Raw genomic sequence first — 22,359 nt, 5'->3', positions numbered from 1 at the left:
GGGATGAGCCCCGGTAGAATCCAATTTGCCGAGCAGGACGGGACCTTCGTTCTGAAGTTTGTCGGCGAAGTGCGCCTGACCTTGTGTTCCGCGCTGGATGCCACGATTGAAAAGATTTTCACCGCGCTGAATTTTTCCGCTATCGTCATCGATTTGACGGAAACCCGTAGTATCGACAGCACCACCCTGGGTTTGCTGGCAAAGCTGTCGATCCTCTCGCGGCAGAAGATTGGTTTGCTGCCGACCGTCGTCACCACCCACCCGGACATCACTCGGCTGTTGCAGTCGATGGGTTTCGATCAGGTGTTCAATATCGTCGATCGGCCGATACCTTGCCCGGACTCGCTTGCCGACCTGCCTTCGCAAGATCAGTCGGAAGAGGTGGTGCGCTCCAAAGTACTGGAAGCTCACCGTATTCTCATGGGCTTGAACGAGTCCAATCGCGAAGCCTTTCATGATCTGGTCAGCGCACTCGAACACCACTAATCGCTAAACCTGAGCAGATGCCACGGGGCGCTCGATGACAATCGGCGCCCCGTTTTGCATTCAGGCGTTATTGGCCAGTAGCCGCTCGAGCTTTTCCTGGTCACGGGCGAACTGACGAATGCCTTCGGCCAGCTTTTCGGTGGCCATGGCGTCTTCGTTCATCGCCCAGCGGAACTGGCTTTCGCTGAGCGTGTGCTGCGCCTGGCCCAGCGTTTCGGCGTTGAGCTTGCGCGGCAGGGGAGCCTGATCGTCGGCCAGTTGTTGCAGCAGTTCCGGGCTGATGGTCAGGCGATCGCAGCCGGCCAACTGCTCGATCTGGCCGATGTTGCGGAAACTGGCACCCATGACCACGGTCTGGTGGCCGTTGGCTTTGTAGTAGTTGTAGATGCGCGTTACCGATTGCACGCCCGGATCGTCCGCCCCGACAAAATCACGGCCCTCGGCCTTCTTGTACCAGTCGTAGATGCGCCCCACGAACGGCGAAATCAGAAACGCGCCCGCATCGGCGCAGGCTTGTGCCTGGGCGAAGGAGAACAACAGGGTGAGGTTGGTCTGCACGCCGGCTTTTTCCAGTTGCTCGGCGGCGCGAATGCCTTCCCAGGTCGAGGCGATCTTGATCAGCACGCGCTCACGGCCGATACCAGCCTGGTCGTACAGTTCCACCAGGCGCTCGGCGCGGCGCAACGTGGCCTGAGTGTCGAACGACAGGCGCGCGTCCACTTCGGTGGAGATGCGCCCCGGAATCACCTTGAGAATCTCCAGGCCGACGGCCACGCCGAAGCGATCGCAGGCCAAGTCCAGGTCACCATGGCTGACCCGCACGGCATCTTGCAGTAGCTCGCCGTAGCGCGGCATGGCCGCAGCTTTGAGCAGCAGGGAAGGGTTGGTGGTGGCATCGACCGGCTTCAGGCGGGTGATGGCATCAAGGTCGCCGGTGTCGGCGACTACGGTGGTGAACTGCTTGAGTTGATCCAGCTTGGAGGTCATGACGCAGCCTTGTCGTTGCACATGCCGCGACCTTACCCGAGCCGCTGGTGCGGCTCAACTGGTGGCTGCTTGCCTAGCGGCTTTGCAGCAAGTGCGCGGCCTGATCGAACAGCGCCAACGGCTCTGCCGTCTTGTGAATATCCACCGACAGCAGCTGGCGAAAGCGCCGCGCGCCATTGAAACCCTGGCCGAGGCCGAGCATATGACGGGTGATGTGGTGCATGCTGCCGCCTTCGGCGAGGTGTTGCGCGATATAGCCGCGCATCGACTGCATGGCCTCGAAGCGGCTGAGCATCGGCGCTGTACTGCCGAATAACTGTTGATCGACACCCGCCAGCAGGTAAGGGTTGTGATACGCCTCGCGGCCGAGCATCACGCCATCGAAGATCTGCAGATGCTGCTGGCAGTCTTCCAGGGTTTTGATACCGCCGTTGAGGATGATTTCCAGCGCGGGGAAGTCCTGCTTGAGCTGCGCGGCTACCTCATAGCGCAGCGGCGGCACTTCGCGGTTTTCCTTGGGCGAGAGGCCTTCGAGAATGGCGATGCGCGCATGCACGGTAAAGCTGGTGCAGCCGGCGTCGTGTACGGTGCCGACGAAATCGCACAGCTCGGCATAGCTGTCGCGGCCGTTGATACCGATACGGTGCTTGACCGTCACCGGGATGTCGACCGCATCCTGCATGGCTTTCACGCAATCGGCGACCAGCGCCGGGTGAGCCATCAGGCAGGCACCGATCATATTGTTCTGCACCCGATCACTGGGACAGCCGACATTCAGATTGACCTCGTTGTAGCCCGCCGCTTCGGCCAGCTTGGCGCAGGCCGCCAGATCCGCCGGCACGCTGCCGCCCAGTTGCAGGGCCAGCGGGTATTCCACCGCGCTATGGCGCAGAAAACGCGCACTGTCGCCGTGCAATATCGCCCCGGTGGTGACCATCTCGGTGTAAAGCAGGGCGTGGCGCGACAGTTGGCGCAGGAAATAGCGGCAGTGGCGATCAGTCCAATCCATCATCGGCGCGACGCTGAATTTCCGCGACACCTGCTGGGCTAATGAATCTTTAAATTCTTGATTCATATAAATTTTCATCATCAAGTGTGTTGGTTGAAAAATGTTCAGTGCTGCGTTTTTCAAGCGTAGTGTGCACGAAGCGGCTTCCGTTATTGAGCTTTCCCGTGGTTTTTGGCGCGCTCAGATTCGCCGAAATGGTCAGCCGTTCTCGACAAAGAAGTGCGCAAAGGCACTCGCAATAAAGAACAAGGAGGTTCAGCTTGAGCAGATCAAGGCTACTGGTGGTATTAAACCTGAAAAGGGCCTGACGTTCGCTGACTGCAGATCGTTTCGGCTTATTGGGACGTCACATGCGTGCTGCCAAGCGACTCACCAGCGGGATCACGAGCAGCGCAAGCCCTGCAACGGCCGCCGCCACATAGCCGACGCTGGCGATGCCCGCTGTCTGGATCGTCAAACCACCGACAATCGCCCCGATACCGATCCCTGCATTGGCCGCAGAAACGTTGGTCGTTCCCGCAAGCGCCTGGGAATGGCTCACCGAGTTCATGACCCGTACCTGGCAGATCGGATAGAGCGCTGTGTTGGCGATGCCCCAGAGCGCAAGAGCGATGCAGACGAGCAGACCGGCGCCAGCCAGGGGCGTGACGGCAGCCATTCCCGCCGCCAGCAGCACCACGAACAAGGCCGTGGCTTTGAGTGGCGAGCGATCAACTGCTTTGCCGCCAATCCAGTTGCCAATCAGGCCTATGCCGCCGAAGCCCATCATCCACCAACCCACTTGCGCCGGGGCCACGCCAGCCACGCGCTCCAGCATGTCTGCCAGGTAGGTGTAGGCAACGAACATGGCGCTGAAGATGATGATCGACAGTGCGACGTTAGCCAGGAACAGCGGCTCTTTGAAGATGCGCGCTTGCTTGAGGAAATCGACGCGTGCGGTACGCGCGACTGTCGGCATGTATAGCGACATGGCAATGGCCATCAACAGTGATAGGCCCGCCAGCAGCCAGAAAGCCCCTCGCCAGCCGATACCATTGGCTGCCAGCGTGCCAAGGGGAATGCCCAGCAGCAGTGCGGCGGAGATCCCCAGATAGACCCTGGCAATCGCCTGTCCCGCCTTCTCCGGGCCGGCCAGTTGGGCTGCCGTTTCACTTGCGGTGCCCCAGAAGACCGGCAGCATCAGCGCCGGGATAAAGCGCGCGATGGCCAGTACCCAGATGTTCGACGAGATTGCCGCCAAGCCGTTGGCCAGCGCGAAGACCAGCAGGATCGAGACGAACAGCTTCTTCCTGTCGAGGTGGGCGAGGGCGGCGGTAAGCGGTGGGCCAAAGAGCATGACGGTGAAGGCGAACAGCGTGACCAACTGACCGGCCGCGGCAATCGAAATGCCAAGGTCACGGGCCAAGGCCGGCAGCAGGCCGATAATCAGGAACTCCGTGGTCACGATCAGAAAGGCCGAGATAGCCAGGATGGTGATGCTCAGCGTGGAGCCAGCAGCAGTGGAAATCAGTGGTCGGGGCGATTCGATAGCACTCATGACGCGGCTCTTCAGTCAGAAAGGCGCCATGGTATTGATTCTGTTATTTCCTATTGCTGGAAATTTTTCTGATTATTACTGAATTGGATTCACTTATCTGGCTGCCCAGGCAAGGTGTGGCCTGCGGGGGACAGGCAGGCTGCGAGTGCTTCCAGCAAGGCGCTGACCTTGGGCAGCGCCTCGCGTTTCTTCAGCCAGACCAGGTTCATCGGCAGGCCGTCGGTGGCCAGCTGCGGTAGCACCTCGACCAGCGTTCCGCGATCCAGATGCCGTTGCACCAGCCAGGTGGGCAGTTGCGCAATGCCATAACCCGCCAGGACGGCCAGCACTTCGCCCTCGCCATCGCCGACTGCGATTCGCGCCGGCATGAGTCGTCGTTTCTTGTCGCCGGGCTGAGGACCTTCCCGATACCAGGGGCTGACCTGGCCGTCGCTATGGCCGTAGAGCACGCAGTCGTGCTGCTCAAGCTGCGCTTCGCTTGCCGGCGTGCCACGTCGGGACAGGTACTCGGGCGCGGCACAGTAGATCAGGCGCTCGGCGCCCAGGTAGCGATGGCCTAACGCAGCCGGCCAAATATCCGAGCCGCCGATCCGCACCAGGATGTCGATGCCCTGATCTGCCGGGTCGACAAAGCTATCGGTAAAGGAGATATGCGGCATCAGCAGTGGATGCTGCTTGACCAGTTGCAGAATCACCGGCAGCACGTGCATGCGCCCGTAGGAGGCCGGAAGGTCGATGCGAATCCGCCCGCGAGGCTCAAAGAACTCGGCATGCAGTGCCAGCTCCGACTCTTCCAGATCGCAGAGCACCCGCGTGCAGGTTCTGTAGAAGGCTGCGCCTGCATCTGTCAGCGCAAGCCTGCGCGTGGTGCGTTCGAAGAGTCGTAGGCCAAGCCGGGTTTCCAGCCGCGCGATGCTTTTGCTCACCGCAGAGCTGGTGAGGCTCAGACGCTCGGCCGCCGCAGCAAAGCTGCCGAGTTCGGCGACGCAAACGAACACATCGATGCCTTTCAAACGTTCAGAAGAGAACACGGTACGGCCTTGGGTAGCGGTGGGGGCAGGGCAAGCCTGGCATGCAGCCAATGGTCGTTGATCAGCGCTGCCAGGTACAGCCTCTGCGGGTGCTCGTAGCCCAGGGATTTCTACCGGGGCGTCCGCTCTATGTCAGCGCCTACTTGGCGCGGATGGCCGGCGGATCAGCGACTCGACTGTCGATCGACAGCGGACGTAAAGATCAGCCGTTTCGCGAAGGCTTTCACCGGTGGCTTGGATGGCCATTGCGAGATGTGCTGCTGAGACAGCTCAAGGTTGCCCTGTGCTTCAGGGGTGATGGCGCTGTGGCCCGGCTGTTCGCCGGGCCGGGTTGCACTCAGGACAGTTGGATCCAGGTGGTCTTCAGCTCGCAGTACTGGTCGTGGGCATAGATCGACTTGTCGCGGCCGCCGAAGCCGGACTGCTTGTAGCCGCCGAACGGGGTGCAGATGTCGCCCTCGGAGAAGCAGTTGACCGACACGGTGCCGGCGCGAATGGCCGCGGCCATGCGGTGGGCGCAATTGATGTTGGCGGTCCACAGCGAGGCGGCCAGGCCGTAGCAGGTGTCGTTGGCGATGGCGATGGCTTGTTCCTCGGTGTCGAAGGCGATCACCGCCAGCACCGGGCCGAAGATCTCTTCCTGGGCCACCGAGGCGGCGTTGGAGCTGGCCTCGAAGATGGTCGGCGCGACGAAATAGCCGCCGCTTTCAGCATGCAGGCGCACGCCGCCGGTGACCAGCTTGCAGCCTTCGGCCTTGGCCTGTTCGATATGGCTCAGGACTTTTTCCATATGCGCCTGTTCGATCAGCGCGCCGAGGCGCACGTTTGGGTCCAGCGGGTCGCCGGTGGCCCAGCCTTCCAACTGGCTGAGCATTTCCTTGAGCAGGGCGTCCTTGATCGAGCGATGGACAATCAGCCGCGAGCCGGCTGAGCAGTTCTCCCCCATGTTCCAGAAGGCTGCGCTGAGCACATTGCCGGCCACCGCCGCCAGGTCGCCGGCATCGCCCATGACCACCTGCGGGTTCTTGCCGCCGCACTCGAGTACCACGCGCTTGAGGTTGCTCTTGGCCGAGTATTCGAGGAACAGCCGGCCGACTTCGGTGGAGCCGGTGAAGGCCGCCATGTCGATATCCGGGTGCAGACCGATGGCCTTGCCGGCGGTGTGGCCCAGGCCCGGCACCACGTTGAGCACGCCGGCCGGGATGCCGGCCTCGAAGGCCAGTTCGGCCAGGCGCAGGGTGGCCAGCGAAGTCAGCTCGGCGGGCTTGAGGATCACGCTGTTGCCGGTGATCAGCGCCGGGCCGAGCTTCCAGCCGGCCATCATGCAGGGGAAGTTCCACGGCAGCACGGCGCCGACCACGCCGATGGGCTCGCGGCGGATCATGCCGATGTTGCCCGGGCTGGACGGCGATAGGGCGTCGTACAGCTTGTCGCCGGCCTCGGCGTGCCAGCGGATGGTGTTGGCGGTGTCGGGGATGTCGATGGCGTAGCATTCGCCGACCGGCTTGCCGGCCTCCAGCGATTCGAGCACCGCCAGTTCCAGACGGTGGGCGTCGATCAGGGCGGCGAACTCGAGCATGATCGCTTTGCGCTCGGCCGGTGCCAGGCGCGACCAGACCCCAGCGTCGAAGGCGGCGCGGGCGGCCTGCACGGCGACGTCGATGTCCTCGGCGTCGCAGGCGGCTACCTCGGTCAGCACCTGGCCGGTGGCCGGGTTGAGGGTGCTGAAGGTGGCGCCCGAGCGGGCGGCGACGAAGCGGCCATTGATAAAGGCCTGATTGCGGTATTCCAGGCGCTTGCGTTGCTGGTCGATGGCGCTGCGGGTGAGGGCGTCAGTCATGGGGGTTCTCCTGAAGGTTGAGGCAATCTCAGAGCTCTACGCCGGCGGTCCACTCTTTCCAGGCGAGGGAGGAGCGCACACCGATGCCCAGAAAGGGCTCCGGCGGATTGCGGCAGGGTTTTGGTTGTTCGAGCATGATGCTCAGCAGGTCGCTGTCCATGCCTAAGGCGTATTCGGCAATCAACTTGCCGGAGATGGTGCCGCGGGTCAGGCCCAGGCCGTTGCAGCACACGGCGCTGAATACGCCGGGGGCGATCTCGCCGAACTGCGAGCCGCCATTGCGCGAGAGGCACAGGGCGCCGCCCCAGGTGTATTCGAATTCGACCTGCGGCAGCATCGGGAAGCGCCGCTCGAAGGATTTGCGGTGGGTCTTGAGCACCCGTTGCAGGGTGCTGGCCGAGGCGTGCACGTCCGGGTTGTAGGTGAAGGAGTTGCGCACGCAAATGCGCCCGTTGGCCAGGCGGCGCACGGTGGAGCCTAGCGGGTCGGCCGGGATCAGCCCCCAGCTTTCCTCACCGCCCAGGCGCGCCAGTTCCTCGGTGGTCAGCGGGCGGGTCATGCTGGCGTAGGTGTAGATCGGCAGTAGGCGCCCCTTGAGGCCGAGCTGGCCGAAATTGGAGGCGTAGGCGTTGTTCGCCAGGATCATGCGCGGCGCCTGCACACGGCCGTGGGCGGTGGTCAGGGTATGCGGTTTGCCCACTTCGATATTCAGCACCGGGCTGTCTTCGAACAGCTGCACGTTCTCCGGCAGGGTACGACCCAGGCCGCGGGTCAGCGCTGCCGGCTGCACCAGTACGCAACCGGGCGCGTGCAGGCCGGCCTGGTAGAAGTCGCTGCCGGTGACCGTTTTCATCTCCTGGGCGCTGAGCAGACGATAGGGCTCGCCGAGCGAGGACAGGCCCTTGGCGAACGACTCCAGCGCGTGAACCCCACGGGCATTGGCGGCGCCATGCAGCTTGCCCTGCTCGCGCCAGTCGCACTCGATGGCATGGCGCTGAACGATCTCACGGGTGTAGTCGATCGCGTCGCGGCTGAGGCGGATGATCTTGTGATCAGCCTCGTGGTTACTGGTGTAGCTGTGCGAGGTCAGGTCATGGGGCAGGTCGACCATGAAACCGGAGTTGCGCCCGGCGGCACCGAAACCGACGCGCTTGGCATCGATCAGCACGACCGCGGCGTCCGGCTGCAGCTCGGCCAGGCGGCGGGCAGCGGCCAGACCGGCGAGGCCGGCGCCAAGCACCACCCAGTCGGCCTGCACGCTGCCGCGCAGCGGCGTGCTCGGTGGCGCGGGCGGCAGGGTTTCGTACCAACCGCAGCGACCGTCGTCCTGGGGCAGGAAGTTGCATTGCAGTTGCATGGAAGCTGCCTCCGGGCCTGTTAGCCGCGATGGGCGATCAGTTGCTCATAGGTCTGCTTGAAGGTCGCCAGTTCGGCCGCGCTCAGCGGCAGCAGCGGGCGACGGGTCGGGCCTACCGGCATGCCGGCCAGCTCACAACCGGCCTTGATGTACTGGCAGAACTTGCCGCCCTGTTCCAGCAGGTTGAGCATCGGCAGCAGGCGCTGCGCCAGCTGGCGGCCCTTGAGCATGTCCTGCTCGACCACACAGGCCTGGTATAGGGCGACGTGCTCGGGGGCGAGGAAGTTGGCGGCACCACAGACCCAGCTACGCGCGCCCCAGGTGAAGAACTCCAGCACCTGGTCGTCCATGCCGCAGCTGGTCTGCAACTGGTTGGCGTATTCCTGGGTCAGGGTGTGCATGCGTTCGATCGAGCCGGTGCTTTCTTTGATCGCCTGGAAATTCGGCCGGCCCTTGAGTGCGTCGATGAATTCGAAGCTCATCGGCGTGCCGGTACGCGCGGGGAAGTTGTAGAGCATGATCGGCAGGTTCAGGGCGTCGTCCACGCACAGGGCATGGGCGAGCAGTTCGTCCTGGGTCGGCTGGCAGTAGTAGGGGGCTGCCAGCAGGATGCAGTCGAAGCCGACGGCCTTGGCGTATTGACCCAGGTCCAGGCTTTCCTCGGTGCTGGTGGCGTTGATCCCGGCCATCAGGGTGATGCGGCCCTTGGCCTGTTCGGTAATCGCGTCGAACAGGTGCTTACGCTCGGCGTTGCTCAGGGCGTAATACTCGCCGGTGGTGCCGCCAATGATCAGGCCATTGACGCCTTGGCCGATCAGCGTGTCGACGACCGTGCTCAGCGCCTCGAAGTCAATCGCGCCAGCGGCGTTGAAGGGCGTTACCACGGGAGTCCAAATGCCATCGAAGTTCATGCGATCACCTGATTGTAAGAGGTTGAATGTGTGGTCGATTTCGATAAAAGGTTACGGGTGATTTTTGCCGGGCAACAAGAAACATTTAGGGCCGTTAATTAATAATCAATGGTTATGGATTGGCGCCGCCAAAAGTGTGCAGGCATAAAAAAACCTGCCGCTGGCAGGTTTATTGGTGAGTAATGTTGCAGATGCGCGCAGCGTAATTAGCGGGCGTTCAAGAATGCATAACTAAAGATGCTGGAAAACAATAACGCTGGGTAATCAAAACTGTTGCATCAGCCAATCGCGCAGCCGGCAGCAGGCTTCGTCTTCTTCCTTGTCCTCACTGAATGTCAGGTAGTGCAGGCTCTCGCGGTGCACCACATTCTCGGTGACTGGCCGCACCAGCAGCCCTTGCTCGACCAGATGGCTGACCAAATGCTGCCAGCCCAGCGCCACGCCCTGATGACTGAGGACCATCTGGATCAGCATGTTGTAGTCGTTGGCGTTGAAGAAGTGCGGGCTGTCATGGGCGCGGGCTTCGATATCGATATTGTGGAAGGCCAGCCAGACGCCCCAGTCGACGTGCTCGGCGACCTGGGAGCGGCCATAGGGGCTGAGGTTGAGCAGCACGCTGTCGCGCAGGCCTTCGAGGCTGCTCAGCTCCGGGTGCTGTTGCAGGTAGCGCGGCGTACAGACCGGGTAGATGACGTCATGGAACAGCGGCGTACTGCGGTAGCCCTCGCGCACCTTGGCCATCTTGGTGATGAAGATGTCGGGGCGCACGCCCGGTTCCATCGACAGGAAGTTCTGCGTGGTGATCAGGTTGAGGTCGATATCCGGATTGGCACTGAAGAAGCTTGGTAGGCGGTGCGCCAGCCACAGTGCGGAAAACGCAGGCGAGCAGCACAGCGTCAGGACTCGCTTGCCGGCGTTATGGCTGCGGATGCGTTCGGCGGCTTGGGCGATGTTGACGAAGGACAACTGCACCGCATCGTAGAAAATCGAGCCGGCTGCGGTCAGTTCCACAGCGCGCCCGGCACGGGTGAACAACTCGGCGCCGAGATAGCTTTCCAGCTCGCGAATCTGCCGGCTGATGGCCGCCTGGGTCACGCACAAGGCTTCAGCGGCGCGGGTGAAGTTCTGGTATTTGGCCGCCGCCACGAAGGATTTGACCGCGCGCAACGACGGCATTTTGATCAGCGACTGATCGGGTTCGGTATGTATAACCATAACAACAGGTATTCAATATCCTGAATAAAAAGTCGGTTCTGTCGACTATAGCCGCGCACTAGACTTTTGTTCGCTGGTGATAGCACTTCGAGGTGCTGATGTTTGGCTCGGAGAGTAGCCGAAAGCATCACCGAGCAATAGCCCCGCGCCTGCGGCGAACCGTACGGGGTTCGCCAATAGCGCCGCAGTTTGAACAATACCTGCGTAATTAACAGAATTAAGTATTGGAGTGCATATGCCCGTGGACAACAAAGCAGCGGTGGCCGGCCTTATCCAGCAACGCAAGCCGCGGCATGCGCTGCCCAGTGCGCTCTATGGCGATGCCGAGGTGTATCGCCAGGATCTCCAGCAGATTTGGCACAAAGAGTGGATTTTCGCCGGGCACACCTTCGAGCTGGAAAAGCCGGGCCAGTACCTGACCCTGCAGATCGGCGACTACCCGGTAGTCATCGTGCGCGGCGCCGACGGTCAGGTTCGCGCTCTGCACAACGCCTGCCGTCATCGCGGCTCCAAGGTCTGCGGCGAGGCCAGCGGCAAGGTCGCCAAGCTGGTCTGCCCCTACCATAAGTGGACTTTCGAACTGGACGGCAAGTTGCTATTCGCCGGCAACATGAGCGCGGACTTCAACAAGGCCGAGCACGGCCTCAAGCCGGCTCACTGCCAGGTGGTCAACAGCTATATCTATGTCTGCGTGGCGGAGCAGGCTCCGGACTTCGAGGCGTTCCGCGCCGCCGTATCGCCCTTCATTGCCCCGCACAACCTCGACGACTGCAAGGTGGCCTTTGAGTCCAACCTGCTGGAGAAGGGCAACTGGAAGCTGGTGTTCGAGAACAATCGCGAGTGTTACCACTGCGACGGCACCCACCCGGAGCTGCTCAATTCCTACGTCGAGAACCTCTCGGTGGCCGGCGTCGGTGGCGCCGAAGACCCCGAGCTGGTGGCCCACTGGGATCGCTGCGAGGCCGCCGGCTTGCCCAGTCGCCTGGTGATGGACGAGGCTGGGCAGTTCCGCATGACCCGCATCCCGTTGTCGGCCGGTGCCGTCAGCTACACCATGAACGGCAAGCCAGCAGTGGCGCGGCGCCTGGACAAGAGTGGCGAGGAGAACATCGGCGCGTTGCTCTACTTCAACTACCCCTCGACCTGGAACCACTTCCTTGGCGACCACGCCCTGAGTTTCCGCGTGCTGCCGCAGGGGCCGAATGAAACCCTGGTGACCACCAAGTGGCTGGTGCCCAAGGATGCCCAGGAAGGCCTCGACTATGACCTGGAAACCCTGACCCGGGTATGGCTGGCCACCAACGACCAGGACCGTCGTCTGGTCGAGGGCACTCAGGCCGGGGTCAACTCGCCGGCCTATCAGCCGGGACCCTATTCGGACATCGCCGAGAACGGTGTCTGCCAGTTCGATGATTGGTACTGCGCAACCATGGCGCGCAAGCTCGCCGACTAGCTGAGTTTTTTCGATAGCCCAAGAAGTGCCCACATGACCGCTGCTGGTCATGTGGGTTTTTTGCGTCCTGACAGCGGGTGTTTGAATCATGCACAGTGCAGCCTCCCTTGTACCGAATAGCGGCTATACCAGAGGTCTCTTGCTTGTATCGCTATCGGCTGTTGCCTATGGCCTGCAACCGTTGTTCGCCCAGTATGCCTATGCCGGCGGCGCCGACCCGGTGGGGTTGCTGCTGGTGCGTTTTCTGATCGCCGCGTCAATCCTGCTGCTGTTCCTGCGCCTGCGCGGGATCGCTTTGCCCAGTTGGAAATTGACCAGGCAGAACCTGCTCCTGGGGGTTGGCTATGGCCTGGCTTCGCTGGGCTACTACAGCGCCAGTCACTCGATCTCGGTGAGCCTGGCGGTGATCCTGATGTTTTCCTTCCCTGCTTTCGTCACAGTCTTGTCGATCGTCTATTTGGGCGAGCGCACCAGTGCCTTGAAGTTGCTCAGTCTGGTGCTGGCACTGGCGGGCGTGCTATTGGCCACCGGCTTGAGCTTTCGTGGCGAGATCGGCGGCGTGCTCTGGGCGCTGTTTGCCGCCTTAAGCTACGGCGCTTCGATCATCTATGGCACCCATCGCATCCGTCATGTGCAGCCGCTGGCCTCCGCGGCCATCGTCTTGCTGGGCTGTGCCCTGACCTTTGCCGTGGCCGCGCTCTATTGGGGCGCGCAATTGCCCTCCGGTGGCCCGGCCTGGTGCTCGACACTGGGCTTGGCGTTGTTCGCCACCATCCTGCCGGTTGCGGCATTTCTGGCCGGCTCGCCGCATATAGGGGCGTCCTCGGCGGCGACCCTGTCGACTCTGGAACCGGCGGTGGCAGTGACCATCGCCGTGCTACTGATCGGCGAGCCGATTAGTGGCGGCATGTTGGGCGGTGGTTTGCTAGTGGTGGCCGCTGCGATCATTCTGGCGCAGCAGAGCCGCGGGCAGCCGGCGGTAACAGTGGCAGCGGTGGAACCGATGCTAGTTAAGCTGGAAGCGAGCGATGAGGCCTAGTGGCCCTGTCGTCAGGTTGGGGAGGGAGGCGTGTCAGGTGGCTCAGAGGATCACTATCCGACCCAGGCCTCATGGGTCGTACAGCGCCATACGCAATAAGGCTTTGAGCATTTGGTTTGGCAGCGGAGAGAGGGCGCTTGTGGATCGGTCTGGGCCGATAGCGCTCCCTCGGCTGTCATGCTCAGCACGGTATTTCTGCTGCTGGCCCTGCTGCGCTTCGTCTTGTAAAGGCGGGGCTTTTACTGGGGCGGAGTAAGTCTGCCCCGCGGCGGCAGCTCTTCGCTGTCAATGAATTGCTCTCTCAGCACTTGTGTCTGCTCTACTAGCCAAGCGCGGAGTATCTGCATTTCTATCGAGCCGGCCAGATCGCGGCGATAGACGAAGTAGTGCTTGCGGTCGTCGGCAAGAAAGGTCTCGTTGGTCGGCCTTACCAGCGTGCCCGCGTCCAGTTGCGGCTGTACCAGGTGACGCCAGGCCAGACCTACGCCTACTTCTTCCTGAACGGCATCCAGCAACATCGAAAAATGGCTGAAATCCATGGTTGCCTTGCGCATGGAGGCATCGACGCCTAACTGCTTCAGCCAGAACGACCAATCCACGGGTACCCATAGCCTGGCTTTCCAGTGGCTCGCGCTGAGATTCAGTAGCGTGACGCTCATCAGTCCTTCCAGGGAGCTGATTTGGGGGTGCTGTTCGAGAAAACCGGGTGTGCAGACCGGAAATATTTCTTCGCTAAAGAGGTACTCGGCCAGGTAGTGCGGATGTTCTTCAAGCCCTAGCGTCACGGCGGCACTGAAACGCTCCTGATAGTCCGGGTTTCCCTCGGCGCTGAGCAGATGTAACTGGATTTCAGGGTGCTGCGCCCGCAGTTGCTTCAGTCTCGGCATCAGCCACAGCTGGGCGAAGGCGGTTGTGGTGATCAGGGCCAGATAATCCAGGCTATTGCGCCGCCGCAACTCGCGGGACGCCGTGGCGATTTGCTGTAAGGCGGAGGAGGCCGCGAGATAAATCGCATGGCCGTCGCTGGTGAGTTGGACTTTGCGGTTGCCGCGCATAAACATCTTCAAGCCGTAAAAGTCTTCCAGTGTCTGAATCTGGCGACTGACCGCCGCCTGGGTCACGCAGAGTTCCTCTGCCGCCATCTTGAAACTGCCATGGCGAGCGGCCGCTTCGAAGGTGCGTAGCGCATTCAATGGGGGGAGTAGGTGCCTGGGGTTGTGCATGGGGCATACCGGCTGAGTCTGGCAGTTGGAACAGTTAACCAAAGCGCAACTGGGAATGACAGGTTGCGGCTAGCTAAGTCGATGAAGTCAGTGCCAGAAACTTAACTAAAAGTTAAGTGAATGCCGCACAAAACTCGTTTGTCAGCGGTTTGCGGACTATTGATCATCGACCTCGGATCACCCACCCCGAGGAAGCAAAATCATGAGGTTCAAGAACAAAGTTGTCGTGATTACCGGAGGCGCCGGTGGCGTCGGTCAGGCTCTGGTGCGGCTATTTGCCGCCGAGGGTGCACGCCTGATGATTTCGGACGTCAATGCCGATGGCTGTCAGGCAATAGTCGACCAGGCCCGCGAACTCGGCGCCGAGGCCGACTGCCTGGCGGGCAACTTGCGAGAGAAGGAATATTGTGAAGCGGTTATTGCCCGGACGGTCGAACGCTTTGGCGGCGTCGACATCCTGCTCAATAACGCCGGTACCATTCCCCGCGGAACCATTGAGGAAACCACTGACGAGATGTGGTTTACGGCGATGGACGTCAACCTGAACGCGGTGTTTTTCCTCTGCCGCGCCGCTATTCCTCATATGAAACGGCGCGGCGGAGCTGCCATCGTCAACACCTCCTCGGTCTGGGGTACCTATCCGGGGCCTGGCCATGTCGCCTATTGCACGAGCAAGGGAGCGGTGGCGGCGCTGTCCAAGAACCTGGGTCGGGACTGCGCGCCATTGGGCATCCGCGTCAATGCCGTCTGCCCGCACGAAATCAACACACCGATGATCCGCAGCGGCTTCGAGCGCCGCGGCCTGGACCCCGACAAGGCGATCGAGGAGCTGAACAAGACCGTACCGCTGGGCCGCATCGCCGAGCCGGAGGATATCGCCGATGTGATCGCCTTCCTGGCTTCCGACCAGGCTCGCTATATCGCCGGCGAGACGGTGGAAGTCACCGGCGCCAAACCGGTTTCGGGTTGAGGAATGCACATGATGCTGAACAACAAGGTGGCCGTCGTGACCGGCGGCGGGCGTGGAATTGGTCGCGGAATTACCGAAAAACTCCTGCAAGCCGGTGCCCGCGTGCTGGTCGCGCAGCGTCAACCGCTGGATGAAGATCTGGGCGCCAATCCGCAGGTGGCCTGGGTGGAAGCCGACTTAGCCGAGCGCGATGCGCCCTATGCCATCGCGCAGGCGGCCAAGGTGCGGTTCGGCGGCGCCGACATTCTGGTCAACAATGCCGGCTTCATGTTCGAGCGCTCGCTGGACGAAATGAGCGAGGACGACTGGGATCGGATGATGGTTGTAAACCTGCGCGCCCCGGTCTTCCTGGTCAAGGCCCTGCTGCCGCAGTTGCGTGTGAGGGGCGGCAGTATCGTCAACATAGGCTCGATCGAAGGCATCGGCGCTAACCCCTGGCATACGGCCTACTGTGGCTCCAAGGCTGGCGTGCACGGGTTCACCCGGGCGATGGCTGTCGATCTGGGGCGCGACGGCATTCGGTGTAATGCCATCGCCCCCGGGTGGATCAACTCGGACTTGAGCCACGCCTATATCGATGCACAGCCCGATCCTGTGCAGGCCCGTTCCGGCCTGCTCAAGTTGCATCCCGTCGGGCGTACCGGTGAGCCGCAAGACATAGGCAACGTCGTCGTCTTTCTGGCCAGTGATGAGGCGGCCTTTATCACCGGTCAGGTGATAGTCGTCGATGGCGGCCGAATGGCCAAACTGCCGCTGCCGTTCTGAGCCAGATGTGGTGGAAAAGTCGAGCGCCGTGCACCGCCTGCGGCGAATGACTGCTTGCGGATCGCGACTTTCTCCAGGCCGAAGCTGCTCGGGCGGCTAGCCGTTCGAGGGGCGGCCTGGGGTGCTGGTCGTTCGTAGCGCCGCGACAACCCGCAGCGCTGTGTGCCGAGCCGCAGAAACCTAGTGTGCGGCCTTGCAAAACGCCGGGAGCAGGCTGCCGATCGCTGAAGAGCGAGGCCCAGAAAAATAAACCTGTTGGGCTTCGCGTGGCTCAGTCGGCACGGTTCTACCTACGCGCCCCGATGCAACCTGAAAAGCTTCATTTTTTCGTAGAGCCGTCTTGTGCGGGCTTTCTGCTTCAGGTGGCGGACTCGGGTCGGCCTGCTTCAGCTCAGCACCTGCCCGTGCGCCTAAACCAATAACATCAAGTTATGGTTTGGGCCGAACAAATGTCGTTGGACGCTATAACCGCCAATCTCTACTTTTATTCCATAAGGAAGCGGCACTTACAGCGTGTGTGCCGAGTAGGGTTTAGGCGGTACAGCGTCTAATTGAGTACCTGCCGTTCATTAAATAGTCCAGTTTTCAAAAGGCCTGGTCACCCCCCGTGATTGACCACTGCCGATTGATCACAGATATAAGAAGAGGACGTTATGACCCAAGCTGACGAGATACTCTCGGTCAAGCATGTATTCAAGGTATTCGGCGCACAGCCGGAAGTTGCCATGGATATGCTACGAAAAGGCGAGTGCAAGGACGAAATTTTCCGCAAGACCGGCCAGGTGGTCGGCGTCTTCGACGCCAGTTTTTCGGTCAAGCGCGGCGAGATCTTCGTCATCATGGGCCTGTCCGGCTCGGGCAAGTCGACCATGGTGCGCTTGTTCAACCGGCTGATCGAGCCTACCTCCGGCAGCATCCACCTCAATGGCCGGGAAATTACCGGGCTGTCCGACAAGGAGCTGCTTGAGGTGCGGCGCAAGGAAATGGGCATGGTGTTCCAGTCCTTCGCCCTGATGCCGCACATGAGCGTGCTGGAGAACGCCGCCTTCGGTCTGGAGATTTCCGGGATTGGCGAGCAAGAGCGCAAGGCCCGAGCAATCGAGGCGCTGCGCCAGGTGGGTCTGGCCGGGCACGAGAACAGTTACCCACACCAGTTGTCCGGCGGCATGCAGCAACGCGTAGGCCTGGCCCGCGCGCTAACCAACGACCCGACCATCCTGCTGATGGACGAGGCCTTCTCCGCGCTGGACCCCCTGATCCGCAGCGAAATGCAGGGCGAGCTGATTCGCCTGCAAGCCGAGCAACAGCGCACCATCATTTTCATCTCCCATGACATCGAAGAGGCCATCCGTATCGGCCATCGCATTGCGATCATGGAAGGCGGGCGGGTCGTGCAGATTGGCACCCCGCAGGAGCTGCTGTGCAATCCGGCCAACGAATATGTCGAGAACTTCTTCCACGGCTTCGACAGCTCGCGGGTGCTCAATGCCGGCGATGTGGCCGAGCTGGATAGCACCGCCATCTGCCGGGTCAATGGCCAAGCACCGGGTTTCCAGGCGGGCGTGCCTTTTGGTTACCTGATCGGCGAGGGCGATCGGCTGCTCGGTGTCGTCGAGCCTGGTGCGCTTAGCGGCAATGCAGCCGGGTTGCAGCGGCTGGAGCAGTTACGCCTGGATCACCATAAACCGATCTATGTCGATACGCCGCTGCACGACGTGCTCGACCTGGTGGCCTCGGTGCCTTATCCGGTGCCGGTGCTGGATCACGGCGGGGCCTTCAAGGGCACCATTTCCAAGAACCTGCTGCTGCAGACCTTGAGTCGCCACTGAGTCCTAGCAGCATTCCCTCCAGCAGAAGCGCAGAGCAGGTATCCACATGTCAGAGTTCAGTTTCCTCGACCCCTTCCAGACCTTGACCATTCCCCTCGGGGATTGGGTGGAAAGCACCCTGAATTATCTGGTGCACAACTTCCGTGAGTTCTTCCGTGCGATTCGCTGGCCGATCGACCAGGTGCTCAACGGCTTCGAGTTCATTTTGCAGAGCATTCCGCCATCGATCGGCATTCTCTTGTCCTCATTGCTCGGTTGGCAGGTAGCCGGTGCGCGCATGGGCTGGTTGTGCGCCATTACTTTGACCCTGTTGGGCCTGATCGGCGTCTGGTCGGAAGCCATGACCACCTTGTCGCTGGTGCTGACCTCGGTGTTCTTCTGCGCGTTGATCGGCGTGCCCCTGGGCATTCTCTCGGCCCGTAGCGACAGCCTAGAGAAAATCCTGCGGCCGATTCTGGATGCCATGCAGACCCTACCGGCGTTCGTTTACTTGGTGCCGGTGGTGATGCTGTTCGGCATCGGCAACGTTCCCGGCGTGCTGGTCACTATCGTCTTTGCCGCGCCGCCGCTGGTGCGCCTGACTAACCTGGGCATCCGCCAGGTGCCGGAAGACAAGATCGAAGCAGCCCGGGCGTTCGGCTGCACGCCGTGGCAGATGCTCCGGCGCGTGCAGTTGCCGCTGGCCGCGCCAACCATCATGGCGGGCGTCAACCAGACCCTGATGCTTTCGCTGTCGATGGTGGTGATCGCCTCGATGATCTCGGTCGGTGGCCTGGGCCAGATGGTGCTGCGTGGCATCGGCCGCCTGGACATGGGCCTGGCCACGGTCGGTGGCGTCGGCCTGGTGCTGTTGGCGATCTTCCTCGACCGGCTCACCCAGGCCATGGGTGAACGTAGCAATGCCGACCCCAGCCTGCGCTGGTATCACAGCGGTCCTGTCGGTCTGTTGCTGCGTCTCTTCGGCAGCCGCCCGCAGACCGCTAAGACCAGTTCCTGAAACCCGTCCGTACGTTAACCCGATAAGAACACCACAAGAGGTAGATGACGATGACTTTGCACACGCGTGGATTCACCCAGCAGCTGCTGCACTGCGCCGCAGTTGCATCCATGAGCCTGCTGCCGCTCTACGGCCAGGCGGCTTCGGCCGAGCAGCCGGGGCAGGGGGTGTCGGTGACGCCGATCTTCCCGAGCATCGCCGAAGAGCGTTTTCGCGGCGAGGTGGCCATGGCTGGCTTGCGTGAGCTGGGCTACGACGTCAAGGAGCCGAAGGAGACCGAATACGCCGCCATGATGGTGGCGCTGTCCTACGGCGATGCGGACTTCACCGTGCACCTGTGGGACAAGCTACACGACACCTTCTATCAGAAGGTCGGCGGTGACGACACCTTGGTCAAGGCTGGCGACGTGATCCCGGGTGTATTGCAGGGTTACCTGATCGACAAGAAGACCGCCGAAGCGCACAACATTAAGTACATCACCGACATGAAGAAGCCGGAGATCGCCAAGCTGTTCGACACCAATGGCGACGGCAAGGCCGACCTCACCGGCTGCAATCCGGGCTGGGGCTGCGAACTGGTGATCGACCACCACATGCAGGCCTACGACCTGGAAAAATCCATCAGCCACAACCGCGGCTCCTACTTCGCCCTGATGGCCGACACCATCGCCCGTTATAAAGAGGGCCAGCCGATTCTCTACTTCACCTGGGTGCCACAGTGGATCGCCGGCGTGCTGGTCGAGGGCCAGGATGTGGTCTGGCTGGAAGTGCCCAATACCGATCTGCCGGGCGGCGACAATAGCGTCAACACCAGCTTCGACGGCAAGAACCTGGGTTTTGCCGTGGATACCGTGAAGGCCGTGCTGAACAAGGACTTCGCCGAAGAGAATCCAGCGGCCCTGAAGTTCCTCTCCCAGGTGCAAATCACCACCGACGACGAGAGCGCGCAGAACCTGAAGATGCAGAACGGTGAGAACAAGGCTGCCGATATCAAGCGGCATGCTGCCGAGTGGGTCGCCGCGCACCGCGAACAGTTCGATGCCTGGCTAGCCGCTTCCCGCGCCGCCGCCAACTGAGTCCCTCGTTTCAACGACTAATCCTTTGGCGCTCCAGATGGGCGCCTTTTTTCTATTGATTCGCGCCCCGTCTGTGGAGTTACCGCATGTCGCTCTATGCGTTTGTCCGTGATTTCAATTTCGGCCAGGCCCCGGCCCATACTCGTGAGCTGCTGCAAACCTGTCTGCTGGATATCCTCGGGATCGCCGCCGGTGCCCGCGACAACCAGACCAGCCAGGCTCTCAGGCAGTATGCGGTCGAGCACTACCCAGCCGGCACCCTGGCCAGCCGTCTGCTGTTCGACGGCCGTCCGGTGCATCCGCTGGGCGCAGGCTGGGCCGGTGGTTTCAGCGTCGACAGCCTGGATGCCCATGAGGGCCACTTCACCTCCAAGGGCCATGCCGGCGCGACCGTGGTGCCGGCCGTGTTGGCATTGGTCGACGCCTGCCGCCAGCAGGGCCGCAGCATCAGCGGCGAGGAGTTGCTCAGCGCCTTGTGCATCGGCTACGAGACGGCGCTGCGTGCCGGTGTCGCGTTGATGGCCACTGCGCCCGAGTACCATGCCTCCGGTGCCTTCTCCGGGCTAGGCGTGGTCTGCGCCGGCGCTCGGTTGTTGGGGCTGGACGAGCAAACCTTCCGCCATGCCTTGGGTATCGCCGAATACTTCGGCCCACGCTGCCCGATGATGCGCCTGGTCGATCACCCTTCGATGCTCCGCGATGCCCATGGCGCCGGTGCCTATGCCGGCCTCAATGCCTTGTTGCTGGCCCGGGCCGGGGTCACCGGCGCGCCGGCCGATACGGTCGAAACCAGCGCCGTAGCCGCCCACTGGCACGACCTTGGCCAGCGCTGGGAGATCGATGCCCAGTACTTCAAACCTTGGCCGGTATGCCGCTGGGCGCAGCCGGCGCTGACCGCGCTGAGCGCGCTGCTGGCTGAGCATCCGCAGATATGCGGCGAGGCCATCGAGCGTATCCAGGTCGAAACCTTCCATGAGTCCATGCGCTTGCAGGGCCACACGCCGGCCAACGCCGACGAGGCCCAATACGCCTTGGCTTTTCCGTTGGCGGCGCTGCTGGTGCGCGGTCAGGTCGGCCCGTTGGAGGTGACCGGTGCGGCGCTCCACGCCGGCGATATCCTTGCGGTCAGTCGGCGTATTGACATCGTCGAGGCCGATGACCTGTCGGCGCGCTTCCCCGATGAAATCCTCTCGCGGGTGTCGGCGCTGCTCAAGGATGGCCAGCGCTTCGACAGCCCGATCACTGCCGCCAAGGGCGACCCCGATACGGCCATGAGTGCAGCCGAGTTCAGTGCCAAGTTTCATTTGCTGGCCGGCGTGAGCCTTGCTCAGGCTCAACGCCAGGCGATCGAACGCGCAGTCGCCGAACTTCCTGGCAGCGCCAGTTGTGAGGCGTTATTTTCCATATTGTTTGCCGGCTAACAGGCTGAGCCCGCCATTTTCCTGCCGAAGGCGTCATTGCGATGAGATCGTCGTTCGAAAGCGTATTGAAGGACAAGAACCGACTGCACCTTGAGCAGGTAAGGCGTGACGAACCGGTGCTGGCGATGCGTCGAGTCGCCTTCGTATTGCGGGATAATTTCTCGATGATGGCCTTCACCGGTGCTGTGGATGCGCTGATCACGGCCAACCTGATGAGCGCCACGCCGCTCTATGAAGTATTGGTCGTCGGCGGCTGCCAGGACGCGGTGGTCAGTGATCTGGGTATCACCATCTCGACGGGCTGTCGCCTCGCCGATCTGGATGAGCGTCGTCAGCACCTCGTCGTGGTCTGTGGCGGTTTTCGCGTGCAGTTGCAGGCCGACCCGCTGCTCAGGGCCAAATTGCGTTCGGCCGGCAACGCCGGTGCCATGCTCGGCGGGCTGTGGAACGGTGCCTATTTTCTCGCCGAAGCAGGGCTGCTGGATGGCTACGACTGTGCCTTTCACCCCGACGGGCGGGCCATGATGGCTGAGCTGTTCCCCGGCGTGCGGCTTTCCAGGCACTCCTTCGTGCTGGATCGCCAGCGGGTCGGTTGCGCCGGTGCCAGTAGTTCTTTGAGCATGATGCTTGAGGTGGTCAAGCGCGATTGTGGTGATAGCTTGGTTCAAGCAGTGGAGGAAGTTCTTAGCTGCGACAAGCTGCAGGATGTCATGGACGTATCAGTGGTGGCCGTGGACCGCGACCCGACCTTGCCGCAGCCGCTGAAGCTGGCGCTGGAACTGATGCATAACAACATCGACGAGCCGTTGAGGATGGACGAGATCGCCGCCTGGGTCGCTATCTCCACGCGTCAGCTCGAACGCCAGTTTTGTCGTCACGTCAACGCCACGCCTTCGCGCTATTACCTGGAGTTGCGCCTGACCCGCGCCCGCCAGCTGCTACAGCAGACCAACAAATCCCTTGCCGACATTGCCGTTGCCTGTGGCTTTGTCAGCATCTCGCATTTTCGTCGCTGCTTTCGCGAGTTCTTTGACATCGCTCCGGGGTGCTTCCGGGCTGGCGTGCGCAAGGGCCGCTGAGCGCGGCGTAAGCCTGAGCCGGCAACGCAGAGGCCCGGTGCTGTCGTCACTCAGCGGCGGTCGTGCAGCCTCTTGCGGTTAGGCCTTTGGATGCAGGCGAATAGATCCAAAGCACTATTGCCCGGCCCGTGCCG

Annotated in this window: 19 protein-coding genes; 10 read left to right on the top strand and 9 right to left on the bottom strand. The window is 61.9% G+C overall.

What is annotated here, in order from left to right; genetic code table 11:
- Positions 1 to 3 precede the first annotated feature (3 nt).
- Entirely contained in the window at positions 4 to 486 is a 483-nt protein-coding gene (rssC, locus tag B3M58_RS14810; protein ID WP_296220588.1) for an anti-sigma factor antagonist RssC, read from the top strand.
- A 60-nt stretch (positions 487 to 546) separates the two neighbouring features.
- Here rssC and tal read toward each other — a convergent pair whose 3' ends face one another.
- From tal to B3M58_RS14770, 8 genes are all read right to left on the bottom strand, one after another.
- On the bottom strand, positions 547 to 1,473 hold the full coding sequence (gene tal / locus B3M58_RS14805; RefSeq protein ID WP_296220217.1) for a transaldolase: 927 nt from the start codon (positions 1,471 to 1,473) through the stop codon (positions 547 to 549).
- 73 nt (positions 1,474 to 1,546) lie between these two features.
- Positions 1,547 to 2,548, bottom strand: coding sequence for a tRNA dihydrouridine(20/20a) synthase DusA (gene dusA / locus B3M58_RS14800; protein WP_296220216.1), 1,002 nt, complete (start codon positions 2,546 to 2,548; stop codon positions 1,547 to 1,549).
- A 280-nt stretch (positions 2,549 to 2,828) separates the two neighbouring features.
- Positions 2,829 to 4,019 (bottom strand): MFS transporter, encoded by a 1,191-nt coding sequence (locus tag B3M58_RS14795; RefSeq protein WP_296220214.1) that lies wholly within the window; start codon positions 4,017 to 4,019, stop codon positions 2,829 to 2,831.
- An 89-nt stretch (positions 4,020 to 4,108) separates the two neighbouring features.
- On the bottom strand, positions 4,109 to 5,050 hold the full coding sequence (locus tag B3M58_RS14790; protein ID WP_296220212.1) for a LysR family transcriptional regulator: 942 nt from the start codon (positions 5,048 to 5,050) through the stop codon (positions 4,109 to 4,111).
- A 337-nt stretch (positions 5,051 to 5,387) separates the two neighbouring features.
- Positions 5,388 to 6,890 (bottom strand): aldehyde dehydrogenase, encoded by a 1,503-nt coding sequence (locus tag B3M58_RS14785; RefSeq protein WP_296220211.1) that lies wholly within the window; start codon positions 6,888 to 6,890, stop codon positions 5,388 to 5,390.
- A 28-nt stretch (positions 6,891 to 6,918) separates the two neighbouring features.
- Entirely contained in the window at positions 6,919 to 8,247 is a 1,329-nt protein-coding gene (locus B3M58_RS14780; RefSeq protein WP_296220210.1) for an NAD(P)/FAD-dependent oxidoreductase, read from the bottom strand.
- 20 nt (positions 8,248 to 8,267) lie between these two features.
- Entirely contained in the window at positions 8,268 to 9,158 is an 891-nt protein-coding gene (locus B3M58_RS14775) for a dihydrodipicolinate synthase family protein (protein WP_296220209.1), read from the bottom strand.
- A gap of 264 nt (positions 9,159 to 9,422) precedes the next feature.
- Complete coding sequence (locus B3M58_RS14770) at positions 9,423 to 10,373, bottom strand: LysR substrate-binding domain-containing protein (RefSeq protein WP_296220208.1); 951 nt, start codon at positions 10,371 to 10,373, stop codon at positions 9,423 to 9,425.
- Between the two features lie 241 nt (positions 10,374 to 10,614).
- Between B3M58_RS14770 and B3M58_RS14765 the strand changes: the two genes are divergently transcribed.
- Positions 10,615 to 11,826, top strand: a complete 1,212-nt coding sequence (locus tag B3M58_RS14765; protein WP_296220586.1) for an aromatic ring-hydroxylating oxygenase subunit alpha — start codon at positions 10,615 to 10,617, stop codon at positions 11,824 to 11,826.
- A 139-nt stretch (positions 11,827 to 11,965) separates the two neighbouring features.
- The gene (locus B3M58_RS14760; RefSeq protein ID WP_296220206.1) at positions 11,966 to 12,865 is read left to right on the top strand and encodes a DMT family transporter; all 900 of its coding nucleotides are present in this window, start codon (positions 11,966 to 11,968) and stop codon (positions 12,863 to 12,865) included.
- 239 nt (positions 12,866 to 13,104) lie between these two features.
- Here the strand turns inward: B3M58_RS14760 and B3M58_RS14755 are convergent, their stop codons facing one another.
- Positions 13,105 to 14,088, bottom strand: coding sequence for a LysR substrate-binding domain-containing protein (locus B3M58_RS14755; protein WP_296220205.1), 984 nt, complete (start codon positions 14,086 to 14,088; stop codon positions 13,105 to 13,107).
- A 202-nt stretch (positions 14,089 to 14,290) separates the two neighbouring features.
- Between B3M58_RS14755 and B3M58_RS14750 the strand changes: the two genes are divergently transcribed.
- The 7 genes from B3M58_RS14750 (at position 14,291) to B3M58_RS14720 (ending at position 22,225) form a co-directional block, all read left to right on the top strand.
- Positions 14,291 to 15,058: an SDR family NAD(P)-dependent oxidoreductase gene (locus B3M58_RS14750; RefSeq protein WP_296220204.1), complete on the top strand. Its 768-nt coding sequence runs from the start codon at positions 14,291 to 14,293 to the stop codon at positions 15,056 to 15,058.
- A 9-nt stretch (positions 15,059 to 15,067) separates the two neighbouring features.
- Entirely contained in the window at positions 15,068 to 15,823 is a 756-nt protein-coding gene (locus tag B3M58_RS14745; RefSeq protein ID WP_296220202.1) for an SDR family NAD(P)-dependent oxidoreductase, read from the top strand.
- Positions 15,824 to 16,476: 653 nt separating this feature from the next.
- Positions 16,477 to 17,652 carry a glycine betaine/L-proline ABC transporter ATP-binding protein ProV gene (gene proV / locus B3M58_RS14740; protein ID WP_296220201.1) on the top strand — a complete coding sequence of 392 codons (1,176 nt, stop codon included), beginning with the start codon at positions 16,477 to 16,479 and terminating at the stop codon, positions 17,650 to 17,652.
- Between the two features lie 46 nt (positions 17,653 to 17,698).
- A complete protein-coding gene (gene proW / locus B3M58_RS14735; RefSeq protein WP_296220199.1) occupies positions 17,699 to 18,649 on the top strand; it encodes a glycine betaine/L-proline ABC transporter permease ProW in 951 nt (316 codons plus the stop codon).
- Positions 18,650 to 18,759: 110 nt separating this feature from the next.
- A complete protein-coding gene (gene proX / locus B3M58_RS14730) occupies positions 18,760 to 19,725 on the top strand; it encodes a glycine betaine/L-proline ABC transporter substrate-binding protein ProX (protein ID WP_414704097.1) in 966 nt (321 codons plus the stop codon).
- Positions 19,726 to 19,811: 86 nt separating this feature from the next.
- Positions 19,812 to 21,146 (top strand): MmgE/PrpD family protein, encoded by a 1,335-nt coding sequence (locus B3M58_RS14725; RefSeq protein WP_296220196.1) that lies wholly within the window; start codon positions 19,812 to 19,814, stop codon positions 21,144 to 21,146.
- 41 nt (positions 21,147 to 21,187) lie between these two features.
- The gene (locus B3M58_RS14720; protein WP_296220194.1) at positions 21,188 to 22,225 is read left to right on the top strand and encodes a GlxA family transcriptional regulator; all 1,038 of its coding nucleotides are present in this window, start codon (positions 21,188 to 21,190) and stop codon (positions 22,223 to 22,225) included.
- Positions 22,226 to 22,359 lie beyond the last annotated feature (134 nt).

It is taken from the genome of Pseudomonas sp. UBA2684, assembly GCA_002354655.1.
In the GTDB taxonomy this organism is placed as follows: Bacteria; Pseudomonadota; Gammaproteobacteria; order Pseudomonadales; family Pseudomonadaceae; genus Aquipseudomonas.
This window is presented reverse-complemented; position numbering and strand designations above follow the sequence as displayed.